Origin of the sequence: Acinetobacter towneri, assembly GCF_001758345.1 — a bacterium.
GTDB lineage: Bacteria > Pseudomonadota > Gammaproteobacteria > Pseudomonadales > Moraxellaceae > Acinetobacter > Acinetobacter towneri_A.
Genome location: NZ_MKQS01000001.1, coordinates 207,180 through 228,998, shown reverse-complemented (window position 1 = coordinate 228,998; position 21,819 = coordinate 207,180). Strand labels below are relative to the sequence as shown.

Below are 21,819 nucleotides of genomic sequence, written 5' to 3'. Positions count from 1 at the left end.
TAGGATCACTAGATGGATAGTCGCTTAGGACAACGAGATTCTGTGCAGCCTCATCAATTCTGTTTGCAAACCTAGAGCACCAAGATTTCTAGCCGAGCGCATTTCTAATATTAAAGCTGCTTGCTCAGCATCGATTTTAATATTTGGCGATTTAAAGGACGTTTACTCTGACTACTTAATCCATCAATACCTTGTTAAGAATATCTTTTCCACCACTTGCGCAACGTTGGTCTAGAAATGCCACATCTCCGACAAACTAGGCCAGCATCATTGGTCTCTTCAAATAATTTAACCCATACGAATCTTAGTTGAACTTCTCTATTCATAAACACCCATTATATTGAAAATGATGTCTCTGAATCACACACTTTTAGGTGCTGCAAAGCGCAAGCTTATACATCTGAGTTATGGCATTTTAAAACATCAGACTGCCTTTTAAATACATTATTTATTAATCGAATAATCTCTAAACCTGATTAGCTGCCAAGACGGTATCTCAGGTATGACGCTATGGAAAATAGGTCAGGCTATCATCTGCACAGTTCGGTTGAAACTATGGTACATGTCATCCGATGCTTAGGAGAGAACCTTAGTGCAAGGCGCTTTGTATTTCAAATCATAGTGCAACAAAGTCATATAATACTCACCTATTTTAAAACTGAAAATCTGAGAGCAACTTCCTGGGCTATATCATTCAACTTTTTCCACATCAGAAATTGGCACCACGGAATTTCGTTGTAAAGCCGTGGCAGAAGGGGAGCAGGTTTGTTTTATGATTTTGCTGAAGCTACAGCAATGGTAAAGCTATACAATAAAGATATGCTGCAAGATGTTAATTATGAAATTGAATTAATTGAGTAATCAGCTGCGTATTGTTTTTTTAATTTATTTTTGATTCGCACAGAAGCTAATCGTAAAGCTGGAGCTTTTAGCCGCATAAAATTATGCCGCAACTGAAAATTAAATCAATTGAAATTTTGCTGTGTGAATGTGTTGAAATGTAGTGGGCTATTGCAGTAAAAAATAAGTTTCACTATATTGAAATTACAGTAGGTCATTCAATGTAATTGACGCTACGATGCAGTTGGACGGATCAATGACAGCTCGTTGAGTTTGCAACTTTTGTTCAAACAATAAAATCAGCACTAGCCTTCCAACATAAAAAAACTCGCAGCAATGCGAGTTTTTTCTGTGCTAGAATAAAAAACAAGCAACTTTACTGTGATTTTGTAAGTTGTAAATAAAATTTTAAAAAATATGTGGTTGAATTTATTAAATAATTAAAATTTAGTTTAAAAAATACTACATTGTCAAACAATCTAACAACTCACTTTTTTAAAAAATTTATAAGCTATGGTATAAAAAACTTCCGTCAAGAAAAAGGGAACAACAATGACGCAAATCATCGATATTAAAGTTAAAGACCAGTTTAGCCATATTTACGAAGCAAAAGCATTGCTACGTAATATCCCAGAAACTTCATTGGCAGCGGGTTTGGCACTATTTCACAAAATTGAACACATTATTGTGGAAGGTGAAGTAATTTTACCAAGCATCGAACTTTTGTTTGAAAGCCGAGAGTCTGATAGTATTTTCCGTGTGTTGGAGTAATTATTTGTGAGACCACTTGATTTTTAGAAAAGCTCATTTCGATGAGCTTTTTTGTGCACAAATTTTTAAGTAGATGCAAGTAAAGTGCTCATCAAGCTCAGAACATGTCACATTTAACCGCCTGATCTTTTACATGTAGGATATTTACATCGTATTTATCAAATTCTTGGATAGTTTTGAATGACGGCGTGCCCAATTTATTATCAGGCTCAAAACTCAACTCTTGTTTGGTTTGACTATCAAAACATTCAATCTGCAAGATTTACCAGAGCAGGACATCTGTACTTTGTTGAATTACCAAGCATCGCGGTTGTAAATGTGCCGAAATTTGACGTAGTAATAGATTGGTAATCGCCAGCTGTATTTGGCTTTACTGATCTTTTGGGCTTAAAAAGGTAATCACCCAATTGCCAACTTTACCGAGTTGCATTGGATTGTCATAAGCATCAAACGCTAAAAAATGCATGACTCATCATAACCTTGTGCCTCAACAATTCTAGAAAATACTATATCGTTGATTTTTATGAGTCGGGGCTATGCCGCTAAAGTCTTAGTTTTTATAGGGATAATGAATCTAAGATTTACATGTGTTCTTAAGATGTTGAAAAATAATAAAAATAAATTAATGCATATCCCTAAGCATAGTTTTAATTGTTAAAAAGACTTAAAACTAAGTACAAAAATCTAAGCTTTAAGTCGGATTAAGCTTTTGCAGAGAGTGGTTGATTTGCTGCAAAATCTGATTGAGTGCTTTCGGTGGCAAACGTGTTTCTTGCAAAGAGGTAATCCATTGCATTTGGCAGAGTTTTAAGCTGCGAATATCCTGCGCTTGTACAATTCGCTGAATCAGTTGTTTTGCCATTAATCCACAATGACGTTGTAAAGTATCCATCATGAGAAATTTTACATCTTCAAAACTCAAAGCTGAAATTTCAGGCTGTGTTTCTGCTTGTGGTTCAGGTTGTTCAGCGGCCTGTTCTGTAGTATTGATAGCAGCTGCAACACGTGCTTCTAAATATGCAGGAACTGAATTTACTTGAAGATGTTGAGTGCGGATTGGTTCTGCCAAACTTTCTGCATGTGCTTGAGGGATGCTGCTTGCAAGTTGGCTATGAATTTCTGTGTGTAAAGGGTTCGGTGTTGGTACTTGCTCTTGTTGTTGCAATCTGTCTTGCTCAAGCGTAGCAGGCGCAATCAATTGCATATCTAATAGCTGTTCAATCAATTCAGGTGGTGCAAGACGTTGCTTGAATTGATCTCCGAGTAAATCAAAATCTTCAGTACCAATCAGTACCAATAAACGACGTTGACGTGCATTTAAATCACGTGTGCGTTGTTGTAATGCATCTAGACCGAGTTGAGTTTTTTGATAATTAAACATGAGCCTTAATTTATTTCCCCAATAAATTAAGGCAAAGCATAGACTTTGAAAATTACATTAAGATGAATAAATTATGACAAGTAAAAAGTGGATGATTCACTTGAAATATTTATAAAGTCAAAATACTGGTATTTTCGAGCGCCTTGCGTAAGTAAGGATCTAAATCTTCTTGTCTTAATAACCATTGCACATAATCGGTAGGAAGGTTAGCAATTGCAGTACCACGATGTTTGCCAAAATTGATAATGTGTGGAATACGTGCTTCCTCTGAGGCGATATAGAGTTCTTCAATACTTTGAATTTGTAGTTGATGAACTTCGTGCATCAAAATATTGGCCGTTAAAATAATATCCATATCGGCACGATGCGCTTTTTTAATCATGTCACGCGCTTTTTCGCTGCCTTTGGTAATCATATAAATTAAAGCTGAAATATTGTGTGCTTCTGCATTCGGCCATACGCGACGGGCAAGTGCCAAAGTACAAATGGCTTTAATTTTAGAGGTATCTACACCACATTTATCTAGAGCGCGAATATCGTAATCAATATTATGCCCAATGATATAGGTGGTTTGGGCAGGTAATTCAAAACTACTGTAATGCGGTTGATCAATTAAATCCGATTCTAAAATATGATGTACCGCCATTGCTGCGAATGAAATAGGCTCATCGACCTGATATAACTGATCGAAAATTTGACTTTTATCCAGACTAATTTTGCCATCTTGAATTTGTATGGGGGCGTAAGCAATCTCAATAGGTTGTCCATTTAAAGTATGGGTTTCAGTGTCGAGAATAATAGCCTGCATGTCCTAATTCGCTTGCGTCATTCAATACAAATGCAATCTAACATTAGCGGTTGCGTATGACAAATTGAATCGAAATTTTATAAACTACTCTATATGTGATCGATTGACCGGTTTTTTAAAGTAAGTGTTTAATTTTAAATAAAATACAGTTGCATATTAATTTGTATAGTCTTGCCTGATGCTATAAAAAAGCGTACAACTAAAGATTGCGAAGGATGCAATCAATAAGAATATGAAGACAAGGGTAAGCAAATGAAAAAAATATGGTTAAGTGTGGCTTTGGTCAGTAGCAGTTTGTTTTTAACGGCATGTAATGATGATCATGACGATACTAGCGTTGTAGTAATTGATGATGGTATTCCGAAATATAATTTTAGTGCCCCTATCGTAAAAACAGAGTCTTATTTAGATCAAGGTGCAAATGCAAATAATGTTTTAGATGCAGTGAGTGCATCTAAAACATTGATGACTTATAAAATGTTAGGGGTAAATGGACAAGAAACGCAGGCAACTGCACTGGTTTTTACCCCTCAAACACTTAAGCCTGCGGGCGGATGGCCACTTGTAGTTTGGGCGCATGGCACAACAGGTGTGGCAGACGCGTGTGCGCCGAGCCGTCAAGGTTTAAAAGGAAATGAATATTTCATTGCTAAATTATTGGCTGCAGGTTACGCCGTTGTTGCACCAGACTATGAGGGTTTAGGTGAACCAAGCGCTAAAGAATTACATCCATTCTTAAATTTAAAAAGTGCGGCGTATTCGATTACAGATGCTGTTGTCGCCGCAAGCAAGCTTTTGGGTAACACGGCAGAAACGCGCTGGAGTGTAGTTGGACATTCACAGGGTGGACATGCGGCTTTAGGTGCAGCGCAGTATGCATCGCGTGCGCAGTTAAATTATAAGGGTGCCATAGCTATCGCACCTGCATCAAATTTAGCGTTGGTATTGGCGGGTGGTGAACAAAAARCAGCTCAGGAGCCAGATGTAATAAAGAAAGTACAGACACTTGTACCATTAGATACGTTTACTGCTCTAATTGCTGCGGGGCTAAGAAATACTGCTCCAACCTTGAAATATTCTGAAATATTTGTGTCACCAACAGATCAACTTGCTGCTCAGGCAGAGTCAATCTGTTATGAGGCATTAGGTGGGAGTATGCTTCAGCCAATGCGAGAGCACGCACAGACTTATGGAAAATTGGATGGTTATCCACGTACTCAACCGAATTTCATGAGACCATCCCTGAAGTTAAAGATTTCTTAACCAATGGTTCACAGCCATTAAAAGTGAAAATCAGTACGCCTATATTTATTTATCAAGGAACGGCTGACCCAACTGTACCGAAACAAGTCACGGATTACTTGGTTCAGTCAGCTCAAGGGATGGGAACTAAAATTCATTACGTCACTGATCAGGATTTACCTGTAGAGCAAAAATGGGATCATGGTTCGGTGTATGTGGATAATATGGATGAGATTGTCAAAGATGTTCAATCACTAATGCCTATTCAATAAGTCATTGAATTACGATAAAGATTGATTTGACCTAAAATAGCTCATGTTTTATCTGAAACATGAGCTATTTTTATGTAAAACTGAGCAAAGTTCATTCTCTCAGTTCACAAACTTTATGCTACAATACGCGCCAATCTTAGCACGGCTTAAAAGCCCTAAATTAATAGGACCTCGCTAATGTTTGCCAATATTTCTATTGCCGAATTTGATCCAGAATTAGCTCAAGCGATCACCAATGAAGATGCGCGCCAAGAAGCTCATATTGAGTTAATTGCTTCTGAAAACTACTGCTCACCTGCAGTAATGGAAGCTCAAGGTTCAAAACTTACCAATAAATATGCAGAAGGCTACCCAGGCAAACGCTACTACGGCGGTTGCGAATACGTAGATATTATTGAACAATTGGCGATTGACCGTGCTAAAGAACTCTTTGGTGCAGATTATGCTAACGTTCAACCACACGCTGGTTCACAAGCAAACTCTGCAGTTTACTTAGCTTTACTTAACCCAGGCGACACTGTGTTAGGTATGAGCTTGGCACATGGTGGTCACTTGACTCATGGTGCAAAAGTAAGCTTCTCAGGTAAAACATATAACGCTATCCAATATGGTTTAAACCCAGAAACTGGCGAAATTGATTACGAAGAAGTTGAGCGTTTAGCGCTTGAACACAAACCACGCATGATTGTTGCGGGTTTCTCTGCGTATAGCCAAATTGTAGATTGGCAGCGTTTCCGCGACATCGCAGACAAAGTTGGTGCTTATTTATTTGTAGATATGGCACACGTAGCAGGTCTAGTGGCTGCTGGTGTATATCCGAACCCTGTGCAAATTGCTGACGTAACGACTACGACAACACACAAAACATTGCGTGGTCCACGTTCTGGTCTAATTCTTGCGAAAGCAAACGAAGAAATCGAGAAAAAATTACAATCTGCTGTGTTCCCTGGTAACCAAGGTGGTCCATTGGTACACGCAGTTGCAGCAAAAGCAATTTGTTTTAAAGAAGCAATGGCGCCTGAATACAAAGCGTATCAACAACAAGTTGTTAAAAATGCGCAAGCGATGGCTGAAGTTCTTATCGAACGTGGTTATGATGTCGTATCTGGTGGTACGAAAAACCACTTGTTCTTGCTTTCTTTAATCAAGCAAGATATTACAGGTAAAGATGCAGATGCATGGTTAGGTGCTGCGCACATTACTGTAAACAAAAACTCTGTACCGAACGATCCACGTTCTCCATTTGTAACTTCTGGTATCCGTATTGGTACTCCAGCAGTAACTACACGTGGTTTTGGTGAAGCAGAAGTACGTGATCTTGCAGGTTGGATTGCAGACATTCTTGACAGCAAAGGTGACGAAGCTGTAATTAATACTGTAAAAGCAAAAGTTGAAGCTGTTTGCGCGAAATTCCCAGTTTACGCAAAATAAGCACAGCCTTGAGAAAAGCCCCTCAAGGGGGCTTTTTTTATGGATGTAAAAAATTGATTTTTCGTTCAATAAGCTGAATTTCTGTTATAACTTAAGCGTATTGAATATGATTGTAGGCAAGCTGATGATGACAGTATTGTCGGAATGACAGGAATAAAAGTAAATGATTAGACCAAAGATTATTATTTCAGAACAAGATTTGCACCGTTTGGAAACGATGCTTGAGCATCAACCTAAATTGACGCCAACGATGCAACATCTAGAAGATGAATTGGCACGTGCTGAAGTGGTTGCGCCACAAGATGTACCGAATAATGTGGTGAGCATGAATGCCCGCGCATTGATTACCATTGCACCTGCAAAAGAACCGACTGAAATTACCTTGGTTTATCCGCATGACTTTAAAGGTGAGAAAGGGCAGGTGAATGTGGTTGCACCTGTCGGGACTGCCATTTTAGGTTTAGCTGAAGGTCAGGAAATTGAATGGCCACAGCCCGATGGTCATATGATGAAAGTCAAAATTGAGAAGATTTTGTATCAGCCAGAGCGTGAAGGCGATTATTTATAATCTGTTTATCATCCTGCGTTAGGAACATTGAAAGCCATGTTGATCATGGCTTTTTTATGCACTGGTGTTTTGAATCAGGCATCTTGTGACTGATGTTATGCGAATCTATAAAAAAGCATTTAAGCAGATCGAAATAAAAAATTGCAAAATATTACATGACCTTAGCCGAAAAACACGTACTATAAAATCATGTAAAGAGGGTTGTGATGGTCTATGGCTCAGTTTGAAGTGTTGCTGCCTTTGCAAGAGATTACGGTGGATCGTGCTGAGCTTTTGGCGATTCAACGCAATGATTTAGTACCGTTGTTGAATGATCAATATCGTCTAAATCATTATGCAGATCAGGTGATTCAAGCGCAGTCAGTTTTATTGGATGGGGTAGATCCACATTTAACCCAGCAATTGAGTGTGACCATTGAGCAGTTGATTCAGGCGCTTGGCAAATCTAAAAAAGTGTTAAAGCAACGTAAGTTTAATGCACTACAAAAGTGGCTAGGCATAGATTTGGAATATGGCGCGGGGCAAGTGCAATATTATAAAAACCTAGATCATTTGTTAGGGCAAGCAGACCGTTTGAGTCAAAAGCTGCAAATTGAAATTCAGAAATCACAATCACGTTTTCAGCAGTTGGTTGGTTTGCGTGAGCAAATGGCGAAATATATTCAAGCTGCCGATGAATTTTTATTGGAATATCCACGATTTGTGCGCAATCAGCATCCTTTGGATAATTTTAGCGAACGACTGGCCAAGAAAATTTATAGTTTAAAGACTTTGCAAAGTAGTAATGATATTGCGATTACTCAAATGCAACTTTCACAGCAACTCTCTTTTAGTTTGTTAGATCGCTTTAAAGAAGCGCAGCAGGTACTCATTCCTGCATGGCAATATCATGTCAAACAAAGTCAGCAAAGTGGCTCACACAGTCAGCTAGAAAAGCTGGATCAAAGTCGTGAGCATTTAATTAAGACATTAAAAAAATCCTTAGAAAAACCTGCGCAATCATAAGGCATGGTTTTGATTAGATAGAGGCGAAATATGACAACTTCTGAACAACGCAACGTCGCTGTGCAAGTGAGTGATGAACAGACTCAGCAACAATTTCAGCAACTCAATTTGCAGGAAATTGGCTTACAGCCTGATGACTTTCAGGAGGTGCTGGCTGCGCGTAAAGAATTAAGCGATCTTAGCCATCATTCGGTTGCAGAATATGGCAAAAATATCGCCACTAAAACGTCAAGTTATACCGATGAGCTTTTAGGTTTGGTGCAAAATAAGGATTTGGATGTCACAGGGCAAAAGCTGAATCAGGTGGTGCAGGTTGCACAGCAGTTAAATACCAACAGTATTTTAAATCCAAACAAAAGCAGTGGCTTTTTGGGTGGTTTATTCAATAAGTTAAAAGGCGCTAAACAAAGTTTTGATCAAAACTTTAACAGCACCAAAGCGCAAATTGATAGTCTGGTCACAGAAATTGAAAGCTCACAAAATGGTTTAAAAAACCGTGTAGATACACTGGATAAAATGTTTCATGGTGTGCAAGATGAATATAAACAATTGGGGATTTATATTGCAGCAGGTAAGTTAAAACAGCAGGAAATTCAGCAGCAAATTTCTGAATTTTCCGCGCAGCCGCAGGATCAGACCACGACTCAAAAAATTTATGATCTCAATCATCTTGCTAATAATTTAGAAAAGCGGGTGAGTGATTTGCAGGTGTTGCAACAATCTGCCATGCAAACTTTGCCGATGATTCGGATTATCCAGTCCAATAATTTAATGTTGGTCGATAAATTTTATGCGATTAAAAACATTACCTTACCTGCGTGGAAAAACCAGATTAGTTTGGCGATTTCTTTAAATGAGCAGAAAAACAGTGTGCAACTGGCCAACAGTATTGATGATGCCACCAATGAATTACTGCGCCGTAATGCAGATTTATTGCATCAAAACTCGGTGGATACTGCCAAAGCCAATCAGCGTTCGGTGATTGATATTGAAACCCTTGAACACGTACAAAATACCCTCATTAAAACTGTGAACGATGTGATTCAGGTACAAAAAGAAGGCATGCAAAAACGTGCAGAAGCGACTACGCGTTTACGAGCCTTGCAAGAGAATCTAAATCAATTGGTGATTGGATCAAGCCAACAGTTTGGTGAATAAACGTGTTTGACAATGACTTTATTTAATCTGAAATTTACCTGAAAAGGAGTCGGATTTGCCCGCACTTGATGAATATGCCATTCAGCCACAGCAACTAAAAACAGGTGTTGTGGCATTACAGCAGCGCCAAAAAAAGCTCAGTTTTTTGGCTGTGCTGTCTATGACGGTGGTGCTTATATCGGCAATTGGCTTTTTTATTCAGCAAGATGTGATTTATAGCTTCTTTGGTTTAAGCACTGAAGTTCAGCAATTACACATGCCTGCAAGTGTCGATGCGACTTTGGCAAATTTAGGGCAGCAACCTGATTATTTTTTCAGCTTATTGAGCTGGTTTGGTTGGTTGATTTTAAAACTGTCTGTGTCGTTTATGGGTGCATTCGTTTTAGTTCATCTACTTAGGAAAATTCGTTTTTTCTACGTACGCTTTCAATCCTTTGTCTTGAAGTTTGTAGCTTGGTTGCTGAGTTTTATCTTACTCTGGTCGGCATTGAGTTATGTGCAGCATGACCGACAAGATGATACGCAGCAGGTATATGCTAAAATTGTGCATTATGAAAAGCACATTCAAGAAAGTGAATTGGCGCGTTATTTACAAAATGCAGACATGGCCATGCCTGTTAAAGCTTACTTGTTGGCGCAAACAGCTTTATTGCACCATCCTGCAGATAAAGATGCAGCCATTCCACAAGTATTAACTTTGGTCAAAGCCGAGCAGCAAGATCCGGAATTTTTACAATATGGCTTTAAACCTGAACAATTGTGGGCGATCCAACAGCAAGTTTATGGCAAAGCTTTAACACCTATGGCGCAAAGCGTACAGAAACAAGTGCAGCAAGCAGAACAATTAAATAGACTTGCTTATTATTTGAATTTCGTGGTGATGGTGTTTATGTTAATCCTCTCTGCGGTACTGTGGTTTTTATCGCGACATCTACAGCAACGTATTCAGCGGATTCAACAACATTTGGAATAAAAGTAGAGGATAATAATCGTTGCAGCAGTCAAGCATAAAATATGTTATTGTGGAATATGAATACGTTAGCTACATTTTCGATGCTGGAACAAAGTTGCTGAATTTATATTTTAAAAATTTAGCAATCATTCAAAAAAACGATCATAAATATAAAAATAAACCGTTTCCCCTATGTAACTATTTTTCGTAAGATAACCTTAACAAATAAATTTACTCCCTTGGAGACGTTAGCTATGTTAGACCAAAATACTTCAGCACAACTTAAAACTTTATTAGAACGTCTTGAAAGCCCAATCGAACTTGTGGCGACTTTAGATGGTTCTGATAAATCAGCCAAAATTAAAGAATTGGTTGAAGAAATTGCGGCACTTTCACCACAAGTTACAGCACGTTTTGACGGTAACAATACACGTGTACCAAGTTTTGGGATTGCAAAAGTAGGTGAGCAACCGCGCGTATTCTTCGCAGGTTTACCAATGGGGCACGAGTTCACTTCATTAATTTTGGCGTTATTGCAAACTTCTGGCTATGCACCAAAAGTATCGGATGAAGTATTAACGCAAATCAAAGCATTGAATCTTTCATCTCACTTTGATGTGTTTGTATCGCTGAGCTGCCACAACTGTCCAGACGTTGTACAAGCTTTGAACCTCATTGCGATTTACAACCCTGGCACAACAGCAACCATGATTGATGGTGCATTCTTCCAAGAAGAAGTTGAGCAGCGCAAAATTATGGCTGTGCCAATCGTATTCCAAGATGGCAACCACATCGGTCAAGGTCGTATGACTTTGGAAGAAATTGTAGCTAAATTAGATACAGATGCTGCAAGCAAAGATGCAGCTAAACTGAATGCCAAAGAAGCTTTTGATGTCTTGGTAATTGGTGGCGGCCCTGCTGGGAATACATCTGCAATCTATGCAGCGCGTAAAGGTATTCGTACAGGTATTGTGGCTGAGCGCATGGGCGGTCAGGTCATGGACACCATGGATATTGAAAACTTTACTTCTATCCAAAAAACACAAGGTCCAAAGTTTGCGGCAGAAATGGAAGCGCATGTGCGTGAATACGATGTAGATATTATGAATCTACAAAAAGTATCTGCCATTAAAGGTGCTGATGAAACTGCCAATGGTTTGGTCGAAGTGACTTTGGAAAATGGTGCAACACTTGAATCGGAAACGGTGATCTTATCTACAGGTGCACGTTGGAGAGAAATGAATGTACCAGGTGAAGCAGAATACCGTACCCGTGGCGTGGCATACTGCCCACACTGTGATGGCCCATTATTTAAAGGCAAACGTGTTGCAGTGATTGGTGGTGGTAACTCAGGTGTAGAAGCAGCGATTGACCTTGCAGGGATTGTAGAGCATGTGACTTTGGTCGAGTTTGATACTAAATTACGTGCAGACCAAGTCTTGCAAAACAAATTGAACAGCTTGCCAAATATCACTGTAATTACCAATGCATTATCGACTGAAGTGATTGGTGATGGTGCGCAAGTGACTGCATTGAAATATAAAGACCGCGCGACAGATGTCGAGCATACTGTTGAGCTTGCAGGAATTTTCGTGCAAATTGGTTTATTACCAAATACGGATTTCTTAAAAGCGTCAAAAGTAGAGTTGACGAATCGTGGTGAGATTGTGATTAATGAGCGCAACGAAACCAATGTAAAAGGTGTATTTGCCGCAGGTGACTGTACAACTGTACCGTACAAGCAAATCATCATTGCAACAGGTGAAGGCGCGAAAGCATCACTTTCAGCATTTGATTACATCATTCGTTCAGGTCAATAAGTCTGAACGAATACATCTGAATACGCGGATGAATCATCCTTAAATGTATTCGCTAAAAAGATAGCGCCTGAGTTCCCCAATACTCAGGCGCTATGTTCAGTAAATTGCGTTATCGGACAGTATTAAAAGTTTATTTATTCTATTTTTGGTTTTAAGAACTGGGTCGGCTAACAATTCAGTTCTTTTTTTATTTTTAACATCCAGTTTGCTTTACTATAGTTGGATTCATTTCAGTCTAATTAGCCTTATTATTTATTCCAAATAAATTTAGCTGATTAAACTTTTCCTGCAGTTGCTCTTTGGTTTCGACATGCTCAGGATGCGGAATAATACATTCAATTGGGCAGACTGAAACGCAGGTTTGGTAGTCATAAAACCCCACACATTCTGTACAACGCGCCACATCAATTTCATACACCTTATCCCCCTCATAAATCGCTTCATTCGGGCATTCGGGTAAGCACATATCACAATTGATGCATTGGTCGGTAATCAGGAGTGCCATCGCAATACTCGCTTAGTTTATTGCCACTTAGTTGGCTTGATAAGCCAAGGATGAGGCAGAAATATCTGCAGTCGAATTTGGCAAGTTGCGAATCAGCAGGGCATAACGCATATCGACATCTGCAGGTACAGGGATTTCTACAATATGCCCTGAACCTTTGGCATCTTCAATCAAATTGCCTTTTTTATCTTTAATTTCAGTTAAAGTAAAATAGATATTGCCTTGTGGTGTCATCAATTCTAAAGAGTCACCTACCACAAAACGATTTTTTACATCAATTTTAATGTAGTCGCCATTGCGTTCTAAGACTTCACCACAGAATTGTTGATGATCAAAATTTGATGAACCTGTTGCGTAGTTTTGATATTCGCTGTGCACATGACGACGCAAGAAACCTTCGGTATAACCACGGTTAGCTAAGCCTTCTAATTGAGTCATCAATGCAGGGTCAAATGGTTTGCCTGCAAGCGCATCATCAATGGCTTTACGGTAAATTTGTGCAGTTCGTGCGCAGTAGAAATAAGATTTGGTGCGACCTTCAATTTTTAATGAATGGATGCCCATTTTAGTTAAACGGTCAACGTGTTGCACTGCACGCAAATCTTTAGAATTCATAAAGTAAGTGCCGTGTTCATCTTCTTCAGCAGCAAACATATCTTCATCATTACGTTGTAATAACACAGGCTCGTTAAATTGATGCTGTGCCTGCATGTGTTGTTCATCTGCATCGGCAGATTCAGAAAGATTTTTGACAGGAATTACGTCGCCTGTTTCATCTTCTTTTGCATCGTGAATTTTATATTCCCAACGGCAGGCATTGGTACATGCGCCTTGGTTGGCATCACGTTTATTCATATAGCCTGAAAGCATGCAACGACCTGAATAGGCCATGCACAGCGCACCATGCACAAATACTTCAATTTCCATGCCAGGAACTTTATTTTTTATTTCTTCTATTTCTTCAATTGACAATTCACGCGAAAGAATGACACGGGTTAAACCCATATTTTGCCAGAATTTCACCGTTGCCCAGTTCACCGCATTGGCTTGTACCGATAAATGTACAGGCATGTCGGGGAAATTTTCACGCACCATCATAATCAGACCTGGGTCAGACATGATCAGCGCATCGGGTTGCATAGCAACTACAGGTTCTAGATCACGAATAAAGTTTTTGAGTTTGCTGTTATGCGGCTGGATATTCACCACCACATAAAACTTTTTGCCTAATTTATGTGCTTCTTGAATACCAATTGTCAAATTGTCATGATCAAATTCGTTATTCCGCACGCGCAAACTGTAACGCGGCTGACCTGCATAGACTGCATCTGCACCATAAGCGAATGCATAGCGCATGTTTTTTAAAGAACCAGCAGGAGAAAGAAGTTCGGTGACGTGGGAAATGACCATGATCAAAAAGCAATAGCAGAAATATGGCTTTATTGTATGAATCTAAATTTAGGATTCAACCTAGTAAATAGCTCGGGATTCAGAAGAAAACTCGTGCTGAAACGCTGGGCTAATCTTGATATTGAAAGTTCCTTATCCTGTGCCATACGGAATGCAAGAGTAGGGACTTTCAATACCAATCTGACTGATCACCTATAATCAATTTTTAAATGATGAAAGCGTTTTAACGCACTCGTTGCCCTTGTTCATCAATCACCACTTCACCATCTTCTTTGCTGAAGCTTTTTAGTTGTGGTTGACTGAGTAAATCTAAGACCAGTTCCGAAGGGCGGCACAGTTTTACACCCAACTCGGTCACAACAAATGGACGATTAATTAAAATCGGATGCTCGACCATCAATGCAATTAATTCTGTATCGCTGTGTGAGCTGCCTTCAAGCTGCAACTGTTCGTATGGTTCAACATTTTTACGGATCGCATCGCGGACACTTAAACCTGCTTGTTGAATCATGCTAGCAAGTTCAGCCTGTGTAGGTGGTGTTTTTAAATATTCGATAATTTCAGGTTCTTGTCCTGTATTTCGAATTAATTCTAGAGTGTTGCGTGACGTCCCACAGGCAGGGTTATGAAAAATTTTGATAGTGTTACTCATGCGTAGTGACTCGTTTTAGGTCGATAAAATTTCAATATTGCATTTATATATGGATATGCGTATATTCGCAATAGTTAATATTGAAGTGCAGATAAAAAATGAATCAAACTGATTTTTTTAAATGTTTGTCAGACCCAACCCGACTGGACATTCTGAAATTGGTGATGGCTCAACACAATATTTGTGTGTGCGAATTGACAGAACAATTGCAGTTAAATCAACCGAAAATATCACGTCATTTGGCGTTGTTACGCAACTTATCTATTTTGCTCGATCAACGTCAGGGGCAGTGGGTGTATTACCGTTTGAACCCAGATTTACCCGAATGGGCGTTTGCTGTTTTAAATATTATTTCGCAGCAAGATGTCAGCCCGATGACGCACATCAACCCTACAATTGCAACACATTGCGAGTAAGCACATGGCACAGTCCAAACTTTCTTTTTTAGATCGTAATCTGACCTTATGGATTTTTATTGCCATGGGGCTAGGTGTTGCGATTGGCGTGGTATTTCCTGCAGTATCGGCAAGCTTAGATCAAATGAGTGTGGGAACAGTCAATCTTCCCATTGCGATTGGTTTGATTTTGATGATGTATCCACCATTGGCAAAAGTCGATTACGCAGCTTTGCCAGAAGTGTTTAAAGACCGCCGAACCTTGTTGTTGTCTTTGGTACAAAACTGGTTGATTGCTCCGTGTTTGATGTTCGCTTTGGCGATTATTTTCTTGCAAAACTATCCTGAATATATGACAGGTTTGATTTTAATTGGTCTGGCACGCTGTATCGCGATGGTCTTGGTCTGGAACAACTTGGCTTGTGGTGATAACCAATACGTGGCTGCATTAGTTGCGTTTAACAGTATTTTTCAGATTGTATTCTTTAGTACTTATGCATGGCTGTTTCTGAGTTTCTTGCCGCCGTATTTTGGCGTGGCAGGACAAGTGATTGATGTTGGTTTTTGGACAATCACCCAAGCTGTTTTAATCTATTTGGGTATTCCTTTTTTGATGGGCTTTTTAACACGCTTGATTTTAGTGAAAAGCAAAGGCTTAGATTGGTATCAAACGTCTTTTTTACCCAAAATTAGCCCATTTAGTCTGTTGGCATTGCTATTTACCATTGTGGCGATGTTCGCACTAAAAGGCGCTGAAGTACTGAGCTTGCCGATGGATGTTTTACGCATTTCCATTCCATTGATTATTTACTTCGTTGCCATGTTCTTTATTAGCTTCTTTATGAGCAAATGGATGGGCAATGATTATCCACGGACGACCGCCATTTCCTTTACCGCAGCAGGGAATAATTTTGAATTAGCACTTGCTGTTGCCATTGCAACGTTTGGCTTGGCTTCTCCCGTTGCATTTACCACGATTATTGGCCCTTTGGTTGAAGTGCCTGTGTTGATTGCTTTAGTGAGTGTGTCTTTATGGCTGCGTAAAAAGTTTTATCAAAATGAGTCATTCATTAGTTCAAAGTAATTTTCTTCATTTTGAGGTTGAAGATAAAAACCTGGGTATTCACTGCCCATTTTAGTTGTAAGAGTATGCAGCATGTTATTGCCCAATATTGATTTAGATTTATTGCCTACACCAAGTTTTGAACAGGTGCAGGCAAAGCCGTTAAACCATCCGCCACGAATTTTATTGATGTATGGTTCAAACCGTGAGCGTTCTTATAGTCGTTTGGCGGTACAAGAAGCAGGCAGAATTTTGGAGCACTTTGGTGCTGAGGTCAAAATTTTCCATCCTAAAGGTTTACCTTTACCTGAAGATGGTGATGCTTCACACCCCAAAGTTCAAGAGCTGCATGAATTGTTGGCGTGGGCAGAAGGTATGGTTTGGTGTAGCCCAGAACGTCATGGTTCGATGAGCTCGATTTTTAAAGCACAAATTGACTGGATTCCACTTGCTGCAGGTGCAATTCGTGCCACACAAGGTAAAACGCTTGCTTTAATGCAGGTGTGTGGCGGGTCGCAGTCATTTAACAGTGTTAATCAATTACGTATTTTAGGACGTTGGATGCGGATGATCACCATCCCCAATCAGTCTTCTATTCCTAAAGCCTTTTTAGAGTTTGAGGAAGATGGTCGCATGAAAGCATCTAGCTATTACGACCGTATTGTCGATGTAATGGAAGAGTTATATAAATTTACTTTGCTGACGCGCGGGCAAGCTGCATATTTGGTAGATCGTTATTCTGAGCGTGTGGAAACTGCCGAGCAGTTGTCGAAGCGTGTTAACCAGAAGTCTTAATAATTCAATTTTAAATACGCAAAACCATGTTTAAAAAGCTTGGAGCGTGATTATTCGGCTTCGAGCCGTTTTAAAATCTGACAATCATCAATGGTCGTTTTCGTGGTGCAGGCTTGTCTAAGTTGCTGAAGTTGTAGCTGAAAATGCTGCAACTCGGCAATTTTATCTGCTACATGCCTTAAATGTTCATCAATTAATTCATTCACGGCGCAGCAGTTTTGCTTTGGCTGTTTTTCTAATTCAATTAAGGCTTCAATTTCTTTTAAGTTCATATCTAAAGCACGGCAACGCTTAATAAAAATCAAACGCTTGAGAGCATCATCATTGTAATAGCGATAATTATTTTCGGCACGAAAGCTGGGATTGAGTAAGTGTTTCTTTTCGTAAAAGCGAATTGTATCTGTGCTGACACCAACTTTTTTAGCCAGTTCATGAATTAAATATTGTGCCATGCTTGACCTTGGACTAAGTCTATAGTTTTAAATGAGCATAATCGAAACAGTTTCATTTTGAAAGAAGGTGTGTCTATGGCATGTACGTGTAGTCATGAGCCTGCGCCAATCAAACCGAATAGTAAATTTAGAACCGCGTTATGGATTGCATTGGTGATCAATCTCAGCATGTTTTTTATCGAGTTGATTGGTGGTGCCTATGCCCATTCATCATCCCTGTGGGCAGATTCGCTAGATTTCTTTGGTGATTCAGTCAATTACGGGATTTCACTTGCGGTGTTAAGTGCAAGTTTATATTGGCGCGCTACTGTGGCTTTGCTCAAAGGCATCACTATGGCATTGTTTGGTGTGGTGGTGATGGCTAAAGTCATCTATGCCTATATACAAGGTATTCCACCTGAGGCCATCACCATGGGTATTATTGGGATTATTGCCTTATTGGCTAATGTGGTTACTGCATTGATTTTATATGCATTTCGTGATGGCGACTCGAATATGAAATCGGTGTGGTTATGTAGCCGTAATGATGCGATTGGTAATTTCGCAGTTATTTTGGCGGCAGTGGGTGTATTTGGTACGGGTAGTTTGATTCCAGACCTTGTTGTAGCCGTGATTATGGCAAGTTTGGGCTTAACAGCGGGGTATCATGTGATTCAGCAAGCGTTGGTTGAACGAAGAATGAATGTACCTGAGTAAAGAATAAACGTAAAAAGCACTCCATCTGATCTGAGTAATATAGATGGAGTGCTTTTAATTTTTGTAGCTGCAACAATTTTAAAATTTGAAGTGAAAATAACGATAAGTTATTTCAAATTGTTATTTACAAAAAAATAATATATAACTAAAATTAAAAATAAATTGATGTGTTTAAAAAGAATTTTCACGACGAATAATATTTAATTATTTTAAATTGAGGGTTAAATGAAACTAATTAACTTATTTTCTATAGCAAGCTTAATTGCTTTGGCTGGCTGTAGTTCTAAAGTAGTGACTTATGATACTGCAGGGCAAGTGATTGGTTCATGTGTTGCTACACAGGGTTTTATTTTGGGGGCGAAAGCTGTGTGTTATGGTGGTGCCAACATACAAGGCATTAACTATTCTAAAGTAGATGAGCGCACGGGTTTCTTGCCGACCATACCAAATAATTCGCAGATTTCACTGCAACAAGACTAATTTTTTAGAGGGGTAATACAATGAAAATTTCTAGTTTAATCGCATTAACGGCGGCTATTTTGATGACAGGTTGTGCTTCAAAAGTGACAACGTATGATTCGAGTGGTCGTATGATTGGTTCATGTCAGGCAGAGCGTGGGTTTGTAATTGGCGGCGGTGCACACTGTGAAGGACGTGCTAACCAAGAAGGTCGTAGCGTACGTTAATTGATGCCAATGACAAAAAAACCGAGCTATTTAGCTCGGTTTTTTAGATTCAATAGCTCTTATTTTTCAACGAAAGCACGTTCAATCACGTAATCGCCCAATTCACCCATACGTGGTGATTCTTTTAAACCATGTTGGTCAAGTAATGCTGCAACATCTTTTAAGAATGCAGGGCTACCACATAACATGGCACGGTCAGTTTCAGGGTTAAAACGTGGCAAACCAATTTTTTCAAAGAGTTCACCCGATTCAATAGCTGTGGTCACACGTCCTTGGTTTGGATATTCTTCACGTGTAACGGTTGGGTAATACACCAGTTTTTCACGAATACCAAGTTCTTGGAAAAACTCGTGGTTTGGCAATTCATTTAGAATTAAATCTTGATAAGCCAATTCAGAAATGAAACGTGTACCGTGAACCACAATTACTTTTTCAAAGCGTTCATAAGTTTCAGGATCACGGATGGTCGCCAAAAATGGAGCTAGACCTGTACCTGAAGAAAGCAAGTATAAATTTTTACCAGGATTTAAATCATCCAGCACCAAAGTGCCTGTTGGTTTTTTAGAAACCAGTAATTCATCACCCACTTTTACTTTTTGTAAAATAGAGGTTAAAGGGCCATCGGGTACTTTAATTGAGAAGAACTCTAGCTCTTCTTCATAGTTAGCACTGGCAATTGAGTAAGCGCGCATTAAAGGCTTGCCATTGACTTCTAGACCAATCATCACAAATTGACCGTTTTTAAAACGTAGTGCAGTATCACGAGTCGTTTTAAAACTGAATAAAGTGTCATTCCAGTGGTGTACGTGAGTAATCTTTTCGACGTTGAAAGCAGCCATTAAAGGTCTCAATAAATTATCAAATTAGAACAGCTTGCTATTCTAATCTAAAATCATTCTCTATAAACTGAATATATTTAATTGAGCTTATCAGAAAAAGTGATGAAGACTGATCTAAAAATGCCAATAATCGGATTTATGCACTCTCCCTACCGAGAAAAATTTGGTATTCCTCGTCAACCCAATCTGGTACAGGTCGAATCGTATATTGAAATGCAAGCACCATATAACGATGTGTTGGCATTCGAAGGGATCGAAGCGTTTAGTCATTTATGGTTAATATGGCAATTTCACGACAATAAAAACCAAACCGATACGCATCAAACATTACAGAAACAGCAAAGCCCTAGTTTTCGTGCGCAAGTACGTCCGCCACGTTTGGGTGGCAATCAAAAATTAGGTGTATTTGCGACGCGCAGCATGTATCGTCCTGCACCGATTGGTTTGTCTGTAGTGCAATTTAAACAGGTCAAAAAAGTGGGTAAGTCATTGCGAGTTTATGTAACCGGGGCAGATTTACTGCATGGCACGCCTATTTTGGATATTAAGCCTTATATTCAATATTCAGATGCCGTGCCTGATGCACAAAGTGGCTATGCGCAAGACGAACCCATAAGAAAAACAGTGCTATGGATGGACACAGCCGAAGCGCAAAAAAATCAGTTACTCAGCGCTGGCGTATTGCAACCACAAATTGCGCAGGAATTGGAACAGGTCTTGTCTTTAGATCCACGACCTGCATATCAGGATGATGCTGAACGAATTTACACCATAAATTTTGCAGACTTTGATGTCAGTTTCCGTGTCGATCAGGACGCGGTACACATCCTTAATATTGTTTTAATCACTGTCGATTAAACCTGCATATATAAAATCGCCACCAACGCCAGAATGTGCAAAATTTGGGTAGGGGCGAAATACAGCGCAAAGCGCAGGCCACCAATGAGTGCGGCATTGACGCATTTAGCAATTGCATGTGCCACCACACCTAAAATTAAGGCATACAAAAGTACTTGTTGACTTGGTGGACCTTGCATCACCACGGTTGCAATTGCAGCGTGAACCTCAAATAAAGAGGCGAGCAGAGTACCAATAATTAAACCTGTATCCCCGAGGGTTTGATCCAAGCCGTAAACCATGGCTTGAATTGCTGTTAAGGTTGCCACAATAATTGCTGCTTCTTTAAGGCTAAACATACGGGTATCGGTTTCTGGCTTTGCCACTGCCGTACTTTTATGCTGTTTAAGCAACCACACACCCGCGACAACCAAAATCGTGATTCCGACCAAACTTGGAATAATTAATAATTTAAACCACGCCAGATTGACACCTGCCACAATAATCAACATTTGCGCTAAAGTCGCCACGCAAGACATCAGTGCTGCACCTGCATTGACACGTGCTTCACCACGACCCGCTCGCACTTCCATGCCTAAACTAGCGATGGTCGCAGTGCTTGATACAAAACCTGAAGCAATCGCAGATAACATGAGGGCATTGCTGCTTGAAAGTAAGCGTTTGGCGATATGTGCCAACGCTTGCACACTTAAAATTAAAATCAATTATTTTAAAATCACATAAGGATTAAGCACATTGCCCCACAAGGGGGTATTGGGCGTCAGTGGTAAAGCRATCAGCACTAAGGCTAATAAGAACAAGCCATCACGCAGTTCTGCTTCGGTAATCCATTGACTGACAATGCCGTGCATAGTGTGTTTGGTCATCAGTAAACCTGTCAAAATGACAGATAAACCCGCAGCAAGTGGAATGTTCCATAAACACAATCCACCTATAAAATAGGTCATCACGAAGGCAAGTTCGGTGGTTGCACCTGGGTCATCTTCGGTTTGGTTTTTAAGGGAATATAAGCCTATTCCGCCAACAATCAGTGCACCCACAATGGCAATGCTCATGCCCAATAAGAAGCAAATTGCACCGAGTAATGCGCAAATACCAAAGGTACGCACGCCTGCAAAATGGTGATGTTGTCCATTTTTTTTACTGCGTTCGCGTTCTAACCCAATCAGTAAGCCACAACCGAGTGCTGCTGCAAACATGGTGAGCAGTTCGGGAAAATT

General features: G+C 39.7%; 21 protein-coding genes and 4 pseudogenes. 15 read left to right on the top strand and 10 right to left on the bottom strand.

Annotation, left to right across the window (positions count from 1 at the left end):
- Positions 1-27 precede the first annotated feature (27 nt).
- Positions 28-326, bottom strand: a pseudogene (locus tag BJN41_RS15775) (helix-turn-helix domain-containing protein); the annotation flags it as partial.
- A 1,066-nt stretch (positions 327-1,392) separates the two neighbouring features.
- Here BJN41_RS15775 and BJN41_RS01010 point away from each other — a divergent pair.
- The gene (locus tag BJN41_RS01010) at positions 1,393-1,611 is read left to right on the top strand and encodes a hypothetical protein (protein ID WP_004972907.1); all 219 of its coding nucleotides are present in this window, start codon (positions 1,393-1,395) and stop codon (positions 1,609-1,611) included.
- Positions 1,612-1,708: 97 nt separating this feature from the next.
- Here the strand turns inward: BJN41_RS01010 and BJN41_RS01005 are convergent.
- The 3 genes and pseudogenes from BJN41_RS01005 to BJN41_RS00995 form a co-directional block, all read right to left on the bottom strand.
- A pseudogene (locus BJN41_RS01005) lies at positions 1,709-2,077 on the bottom strand (hypothetical protein).
- A gap of 225 nt (positions 2,078-2,302) precedes the next feature.
- The gene (locus BJN41_RS01000) at positions 2,303-2,992 is read right to left on the bottom strand and encodes a hypothetical protein (RefSeq protein ID WP_019836646.1); all 690 of its coding nucleotides are present in this window, start codon (positions 2,990-2,992) and stop codon (positions 2,303-2,305) included.
- Positions 2,993-3,101: 109 nt separating this feature from the next.
- A complete protein-coding gene (locus BJN41_RS00995; protein WP_070152358.1) occupies positions 3,102-3,800 on the bottom strand; it encodes an exonuclease domain-containing protein in 699 nt (232 codons plus the stop codon).
- 252 nt (positions 3,801-4,052) lie between these two features.
- On the opposite strand from BJN41_RS00995, the pseudogene BJN41_RS00990 reads away from it, so the two are divergent.
- The 7 genes and pseudogenes from BJN41_RS00990 (at position 4,053) to ahpF (ending at position 12,248) form a co-directional block, all read left to right on the top strand.
- Positions 4,053-5,314, top strand: a pseudogene (locus BJN41_RS00990) (alpha/beta hydrolase).
- Between the two features lie 177 nt (positions 5,315-5,491).
- Complete coding sequence (gene glyA / locus BJN41_RS00985; RefSeq protein WP_019836649.1) at positions 5,492-6,745, top strand: serine hydroxymethyltransferase; 1,254 nt, start codon at positions 5,492-5,494, stop codon at positions 6,743-6,745.
- A gap of 163 nt (positions 6,746-6,908) precedes the next feature.
- On the top strand, positions 6,909-7,313 hold the full coding sequence (rnk, locus tag BJN41_RS00980; protein WP_004972920.1) for a nucleoside diphosphate kinase regulator: 405 nt from the start codon (positions 6,909-6,911) through the stop codon (positions 7,311-7,313).
- Positions 7,314-7,526: 213 nt separating this feature from the next.
- The gene (locus BJN41_RS00975; protein ID WP_019836650.1) at positions 7,527-8,318 is read left to right on the top strand and encodes a hypothetical protein; all 792 of its coding nucleotides are present in this window, start codon (positions 7,527-7,529) and stop codon (positions 8,316-8,318) included.
- A gap of 30 nt (positions 8,319-8,348) precedes the next feature.
- Positions 8,349-9,476 carry a toxic anion resistance protein gene (locus BJN41_RS00970; RefSeq protein WP_019836651.1) on the top strand — a complete coding sequence of 376 codons (1,128 nt, stop codon included), beginning with the start codon at positions 8,349-8,351 and terminating at the stop codon, positions 9,474-9,476.
- A gap of 55 nt (positions 9,477-9,531) precedes the next feature.
- Complete coding sequence (locus BJN41_RS00965) at positions 9,532-10,449, top strand: hypothetical protein (protein WP_019836652.1); 918 nt, start codon at positions 9,532-9,534, stop codon at positions 10,447-10,449.
- A 233-nt stretch (positions 10,450-10,682) separates the two neighbouring features.
- Complete coding sequence (gene ahpF / locus BJN41_RS00960) at positions 10,683-12,248, top strand: alkyl hydroperoxide reductase subunit F (RefSeq protein WP_070152355.1); 1,566 nt, start codon at positions 10,683-10,685, stop codon at positions 12,246-12,248.
- Between the two features lie 235 nt (positions 12,249-12,483).
- Here ahpF and BJN41_RS00955 read toward each other — a convergent pair whose 3' ends face one another.
- From BJN41_RS00955 to arsC, 3 genes are all read right to left on the bottom strand, one after another.
- Positions 12,484-12,753, bottom strand: a complete 270-nt coding sequence (locus BJN41_RS00955) for a YfhL family 4Fe-4S dicluster ferredoxin (protein ID WP_019836654.1) — start codon at positions 12,751-12,753, stop codon at positions 12,484-12,486.
- A gap of 27 nt (positions 12,754-12,780) precedes the next feature.
- Positions 12,781-14,163, bottom strand: a complete 1,383-nt coding sequence (gene yegQ / locus BJN41_RS00950) for a tRNA 5-hydroxyuridine modification protein YegQ (RefSeq protein WP_070152352.1) — start codon at positions 14,161-14,163, stop codon at positions 12,781-12,783.
- A gap of 223 nt (positions 14,164-14,386) precedes the next feature.
- Positions 14,387-14,815 (bottom strand): arsenate reductase (glutaredoxin), encoded by a 429-nt coding sequence (arsC, locus tag BJN41_RS00945; protein WP_070152349.1) that lies wholly within the window; start codon positions 14,813-14,815, stop codon positions 14,387-14,389.
- 98 nt (positions 14,816-14,913) lie between these two features.
- On the opposite strand from arsC, the gene BJN41_RS00940 reads away from it, so the two are divergent.
- The 3 genes from BJN41_RS00940 (at position 14,914) to arsH (ending at position 17,068) form a co-directional block, all read left to right on the top strand.
- Positions 14,914-15,231 carry an ArsR/SmtB family transcription factor gene (locus tag BJN41_RS00940; RefSeq protein ID WP_070152346.1) on the top strand — a complete coding sequence of 106 codons (318 nt, stop codon included), beginning with the start codon at positions 14,914-14,916 and terminating at the stop codon, positions 15,229-15,231.
- Between the two features lie 4 nt (positions 15,232-15,235).
- Positions 15,236-16,294: an ACR3 family arsenite efflux transporter gene (arsB, locus tag BJN41_RS00935; RefSeq protein ID WP_070152343.1), complete on the top strand. Its 1,059-nt coding sequence runs from the start codon at positions 15,236-15,238 to the stop codon at positions 16,292-16,294.
- A 72-nt stretch (positions 16,295-16,366) separates the two neighbouring features.
- Complete coding sequence (gene arsH / locus BJN41_RS00930; RefSeq protein WP_070152340.1) at positions 16,367-17,068, top strand: arsenical resistance protein ArsH; 702 nt, start codon at positions 16,367-16,369, stop codon at positions 17,066-17,068.
- 50 nt (positions 17,069-17,118) lie between these two features.
- Here arsH and BJN41_RS00925 read toward each other — a convergent pair whose 3' ends face one another.
- On the bottom strand, positions 17,119-17,520 hold the full coding sequence (locus tag BJN41_RS00925; RefSeq protein ID WP_070152337.1) for a MerR family transcriptional regulator: 402 nt from the start codon (positions 17,518-17,520) through the stop codon (positions 17,119-17,121).
- Positions 17,521-17,595: 75 nt separating this feature from the next.
- Here BJN41_RS00925 and BJN41_RS00920 point away from each other — a divergent pair, with 75 nt between their 5' ends.
- From BJN41_RS00920 to BJN41_RS00910, 3 genes are all read left to right on the top strand, one after another.
- Positions 17,596-18,216: a cation transporter gene (locus BJN41_RS00920; RefSeq protein WP_070152334.1), complete on the top strand. Its 621-nt coding sequence runs from the start codon at positions 17,596-17,598 to the stop codon at positions 18,214-18,216.
- 225 nt (positions 18,217-18,441) lie between these two features.
- Positions 18,442-18,696, top strand: coding sequence for a hypothetical protein (locus BJN41_RS00915; RefSeq protein WP_019836661.1), 255 nt, complete (start codon positions 18,442-18,444; stop codon positions 18,694-18,696).
- A 20-nt stretch (positions 18,697-18,716) separates the two neighbouring features.
- A complete protein-coding gene (locus BJN41_RS00910; protein ID WP_004972947.1) occupies positions 18,717-18,902 on the top strand; it encodes a hypothetical protein in 186 nt (61 codons plus the stop codon).
- A gap of 59 nt (positions 18,903-18,961) precedes the next feature.
- Here the strand turns inward: BJN41_RS00910 and BJN41_RS00905 are convergent, their stop codons facing one another.
- Positions 18,962-19,741, bottom strand: coding sequence for a ferredoxin--NADP reductase (locus BJN41_RS00905; protein ID WP_019836662.1), 780 nt, complete (start codon positions 19,739-19,741; stop codon positions 18,962-18,964).
- A 102-nt stretch (positions 19,742-19,843) separates the two neighbouring features.
- On the opposite strand from BJN41_RS00905, the gene tsaA reads away from it, so the two are divergent.
- Positions 19,844-20,599 (top strand): tRNA (N6-threonylcarbamoyladenosine(37)-N6)-methyltransferase TrmO, encoded by a 756-nt coding sequence (tsaA, locus tag BJN41_RS00900; protein ID WP_034606831.1) that lies wholly within the window; start codon positions 19,844-19,846, stop codon positions 20,597-20,599.
- On the opposite strand, the pseudogene BJN41_RS00895 reads toward tsaA, so the two are convergent.
- Positions 20,596-21,798 (bottom strand): annotated as a pseudogene (locus tag BJN41_RS00895) (MgtC/SapB family protein). The gene tsaA and the pseudogene BJN41_RS00895 overlap by 4 nt on opposite strands.
- Between the last annotated feature and the right edge of the window lie 21 nt (positions 21,799-21,819).

Coding starts and splice junctions, on each gene's coding strand:
- BJN41_RS00975 (WP_019836650.1), top strand. CDS start 7,527: ATGGCTCAGTTTGAAGTGTTGCTGCCTTTGCAAGAGATTACGGTGGAT.
- yegQ (WP_070152352.1), bottom strand. CDS start 14,163: ATGGTCATTTCCCACGTCACCGAACTTCTTTCTCCTGCTGGTTCTTTA.
- BJN41_RS00915 (WP_019836661.1), top strand. CDS start 18,442: ATGAAACTAATTAACTTATTTTCTATAGCAAGCTTAATTGCTTTGGCT.
- BJN41_RS00905 (WP_019836662.1), bottom strand. CDS start 19,741: ATGGCTGCTTTCAACGTCGAAAAGATTACTCACGTACACCACTGGAAT.
- BJN41_RS00925 (WP_070152337.1), bottom strand. CDS start 17,520: ATGGCACAATATTTAATTCATGAACTGGCTAAAAAAGTTGGTGTCAGC.
- BJN41_RS01010 (WP_004972907.1), top strand. CDS start 1,393: ATGACGCAAATCATCGATATTAAAGTTAAAGACCAGTTTAGCCATATT.
- BJN41_RS00995 (WP_070152358.1), bottom strand. CDS start 3,800: ATGCAGGCTATTATTCTCGACACTGAAACCCATACTTTAAATGGACAA.
- BJN41_RS01000 (WP_019836646.1), bottom strand. CDS start 2,992: ATGTTTAATTATCAAAAAACTCAACTCGGTCTAGATGCATTACAACAA.
- BJN41_RS00970 (WP_019836651.1), top strand. CDS start 8,349: ATGACAACTTCTGAACAACGCAACGTCGCTGTGCAAGTGAGTGATGAA.
- BJN41_RS00910 (WP_004972947.1), top strand. CDS start 18,717: ATGAAAATTTCTAGTTTAATCGCATTAACGGCGGCTATTTTGATGACA.
- arsC (WP_070152349.1), bottom strand. CDS start 14,815: ATGAGTAACACTATCAAAATTTTTCATAACCCTGCCTGTGGGACGTCA.
- ahpF (WP_070152355.1), top strand. CDS start 10,683: ATGTTAGACCAAAATACTTCAGCACAACTTAAAACTTTATTAGAACGT.
- BJN41_RS00920 (WP_070152334.1), top strand. CDS start 17,596: ATGGCATGTACGTGTAGTCATGAGCCTGCGCCAATCAAACCGAATAGT.
- arsB (WP_070152343.1), top strand. CDS start 15,236: ATGGCACAGTCCAAACTTTCTTTTTTAGATCGTAATCTGACCTTATGG.
- BJN41_RS00940 (WP_070152346.1), top strand. CDS start 14,914: ATGAATCAAACTGATTTTTTTAAATGTTTGTCAGACCCAACCCGACTG.
- glyA (WP_019836649.1), top strand. CDS start 5,492: ATGTTTGCCAATATTTCTATTGCCGAATTTGATCCAGAATTAGCTCAA.
- arsH (WP_070152340.1), top strand. CDS start 16,367: ATGTTATTGCCCAATATTGATTTAGATTTATTGCCTACACCAAGTTTT.
- tsaA (WP_034606831.1), top strand. CDS start 19,844: ATGAAGACTGATCTAAAAATGCCAATAATCGGATTTATGCACTCTCCC.
- rnk (WP_004972920.1), top strand. CDS start 6,909: ATGATTAGACCAAAGATTATTATTTCAGAACAAGATTTGCACCGTTTG.
- BJN41_RS00955 (WP_019836654.1), bottom strand. CDS start 12,753: ATGGCACTCCTGATTACCGACCAATGCATCAATTGTGATATGTGCTTA.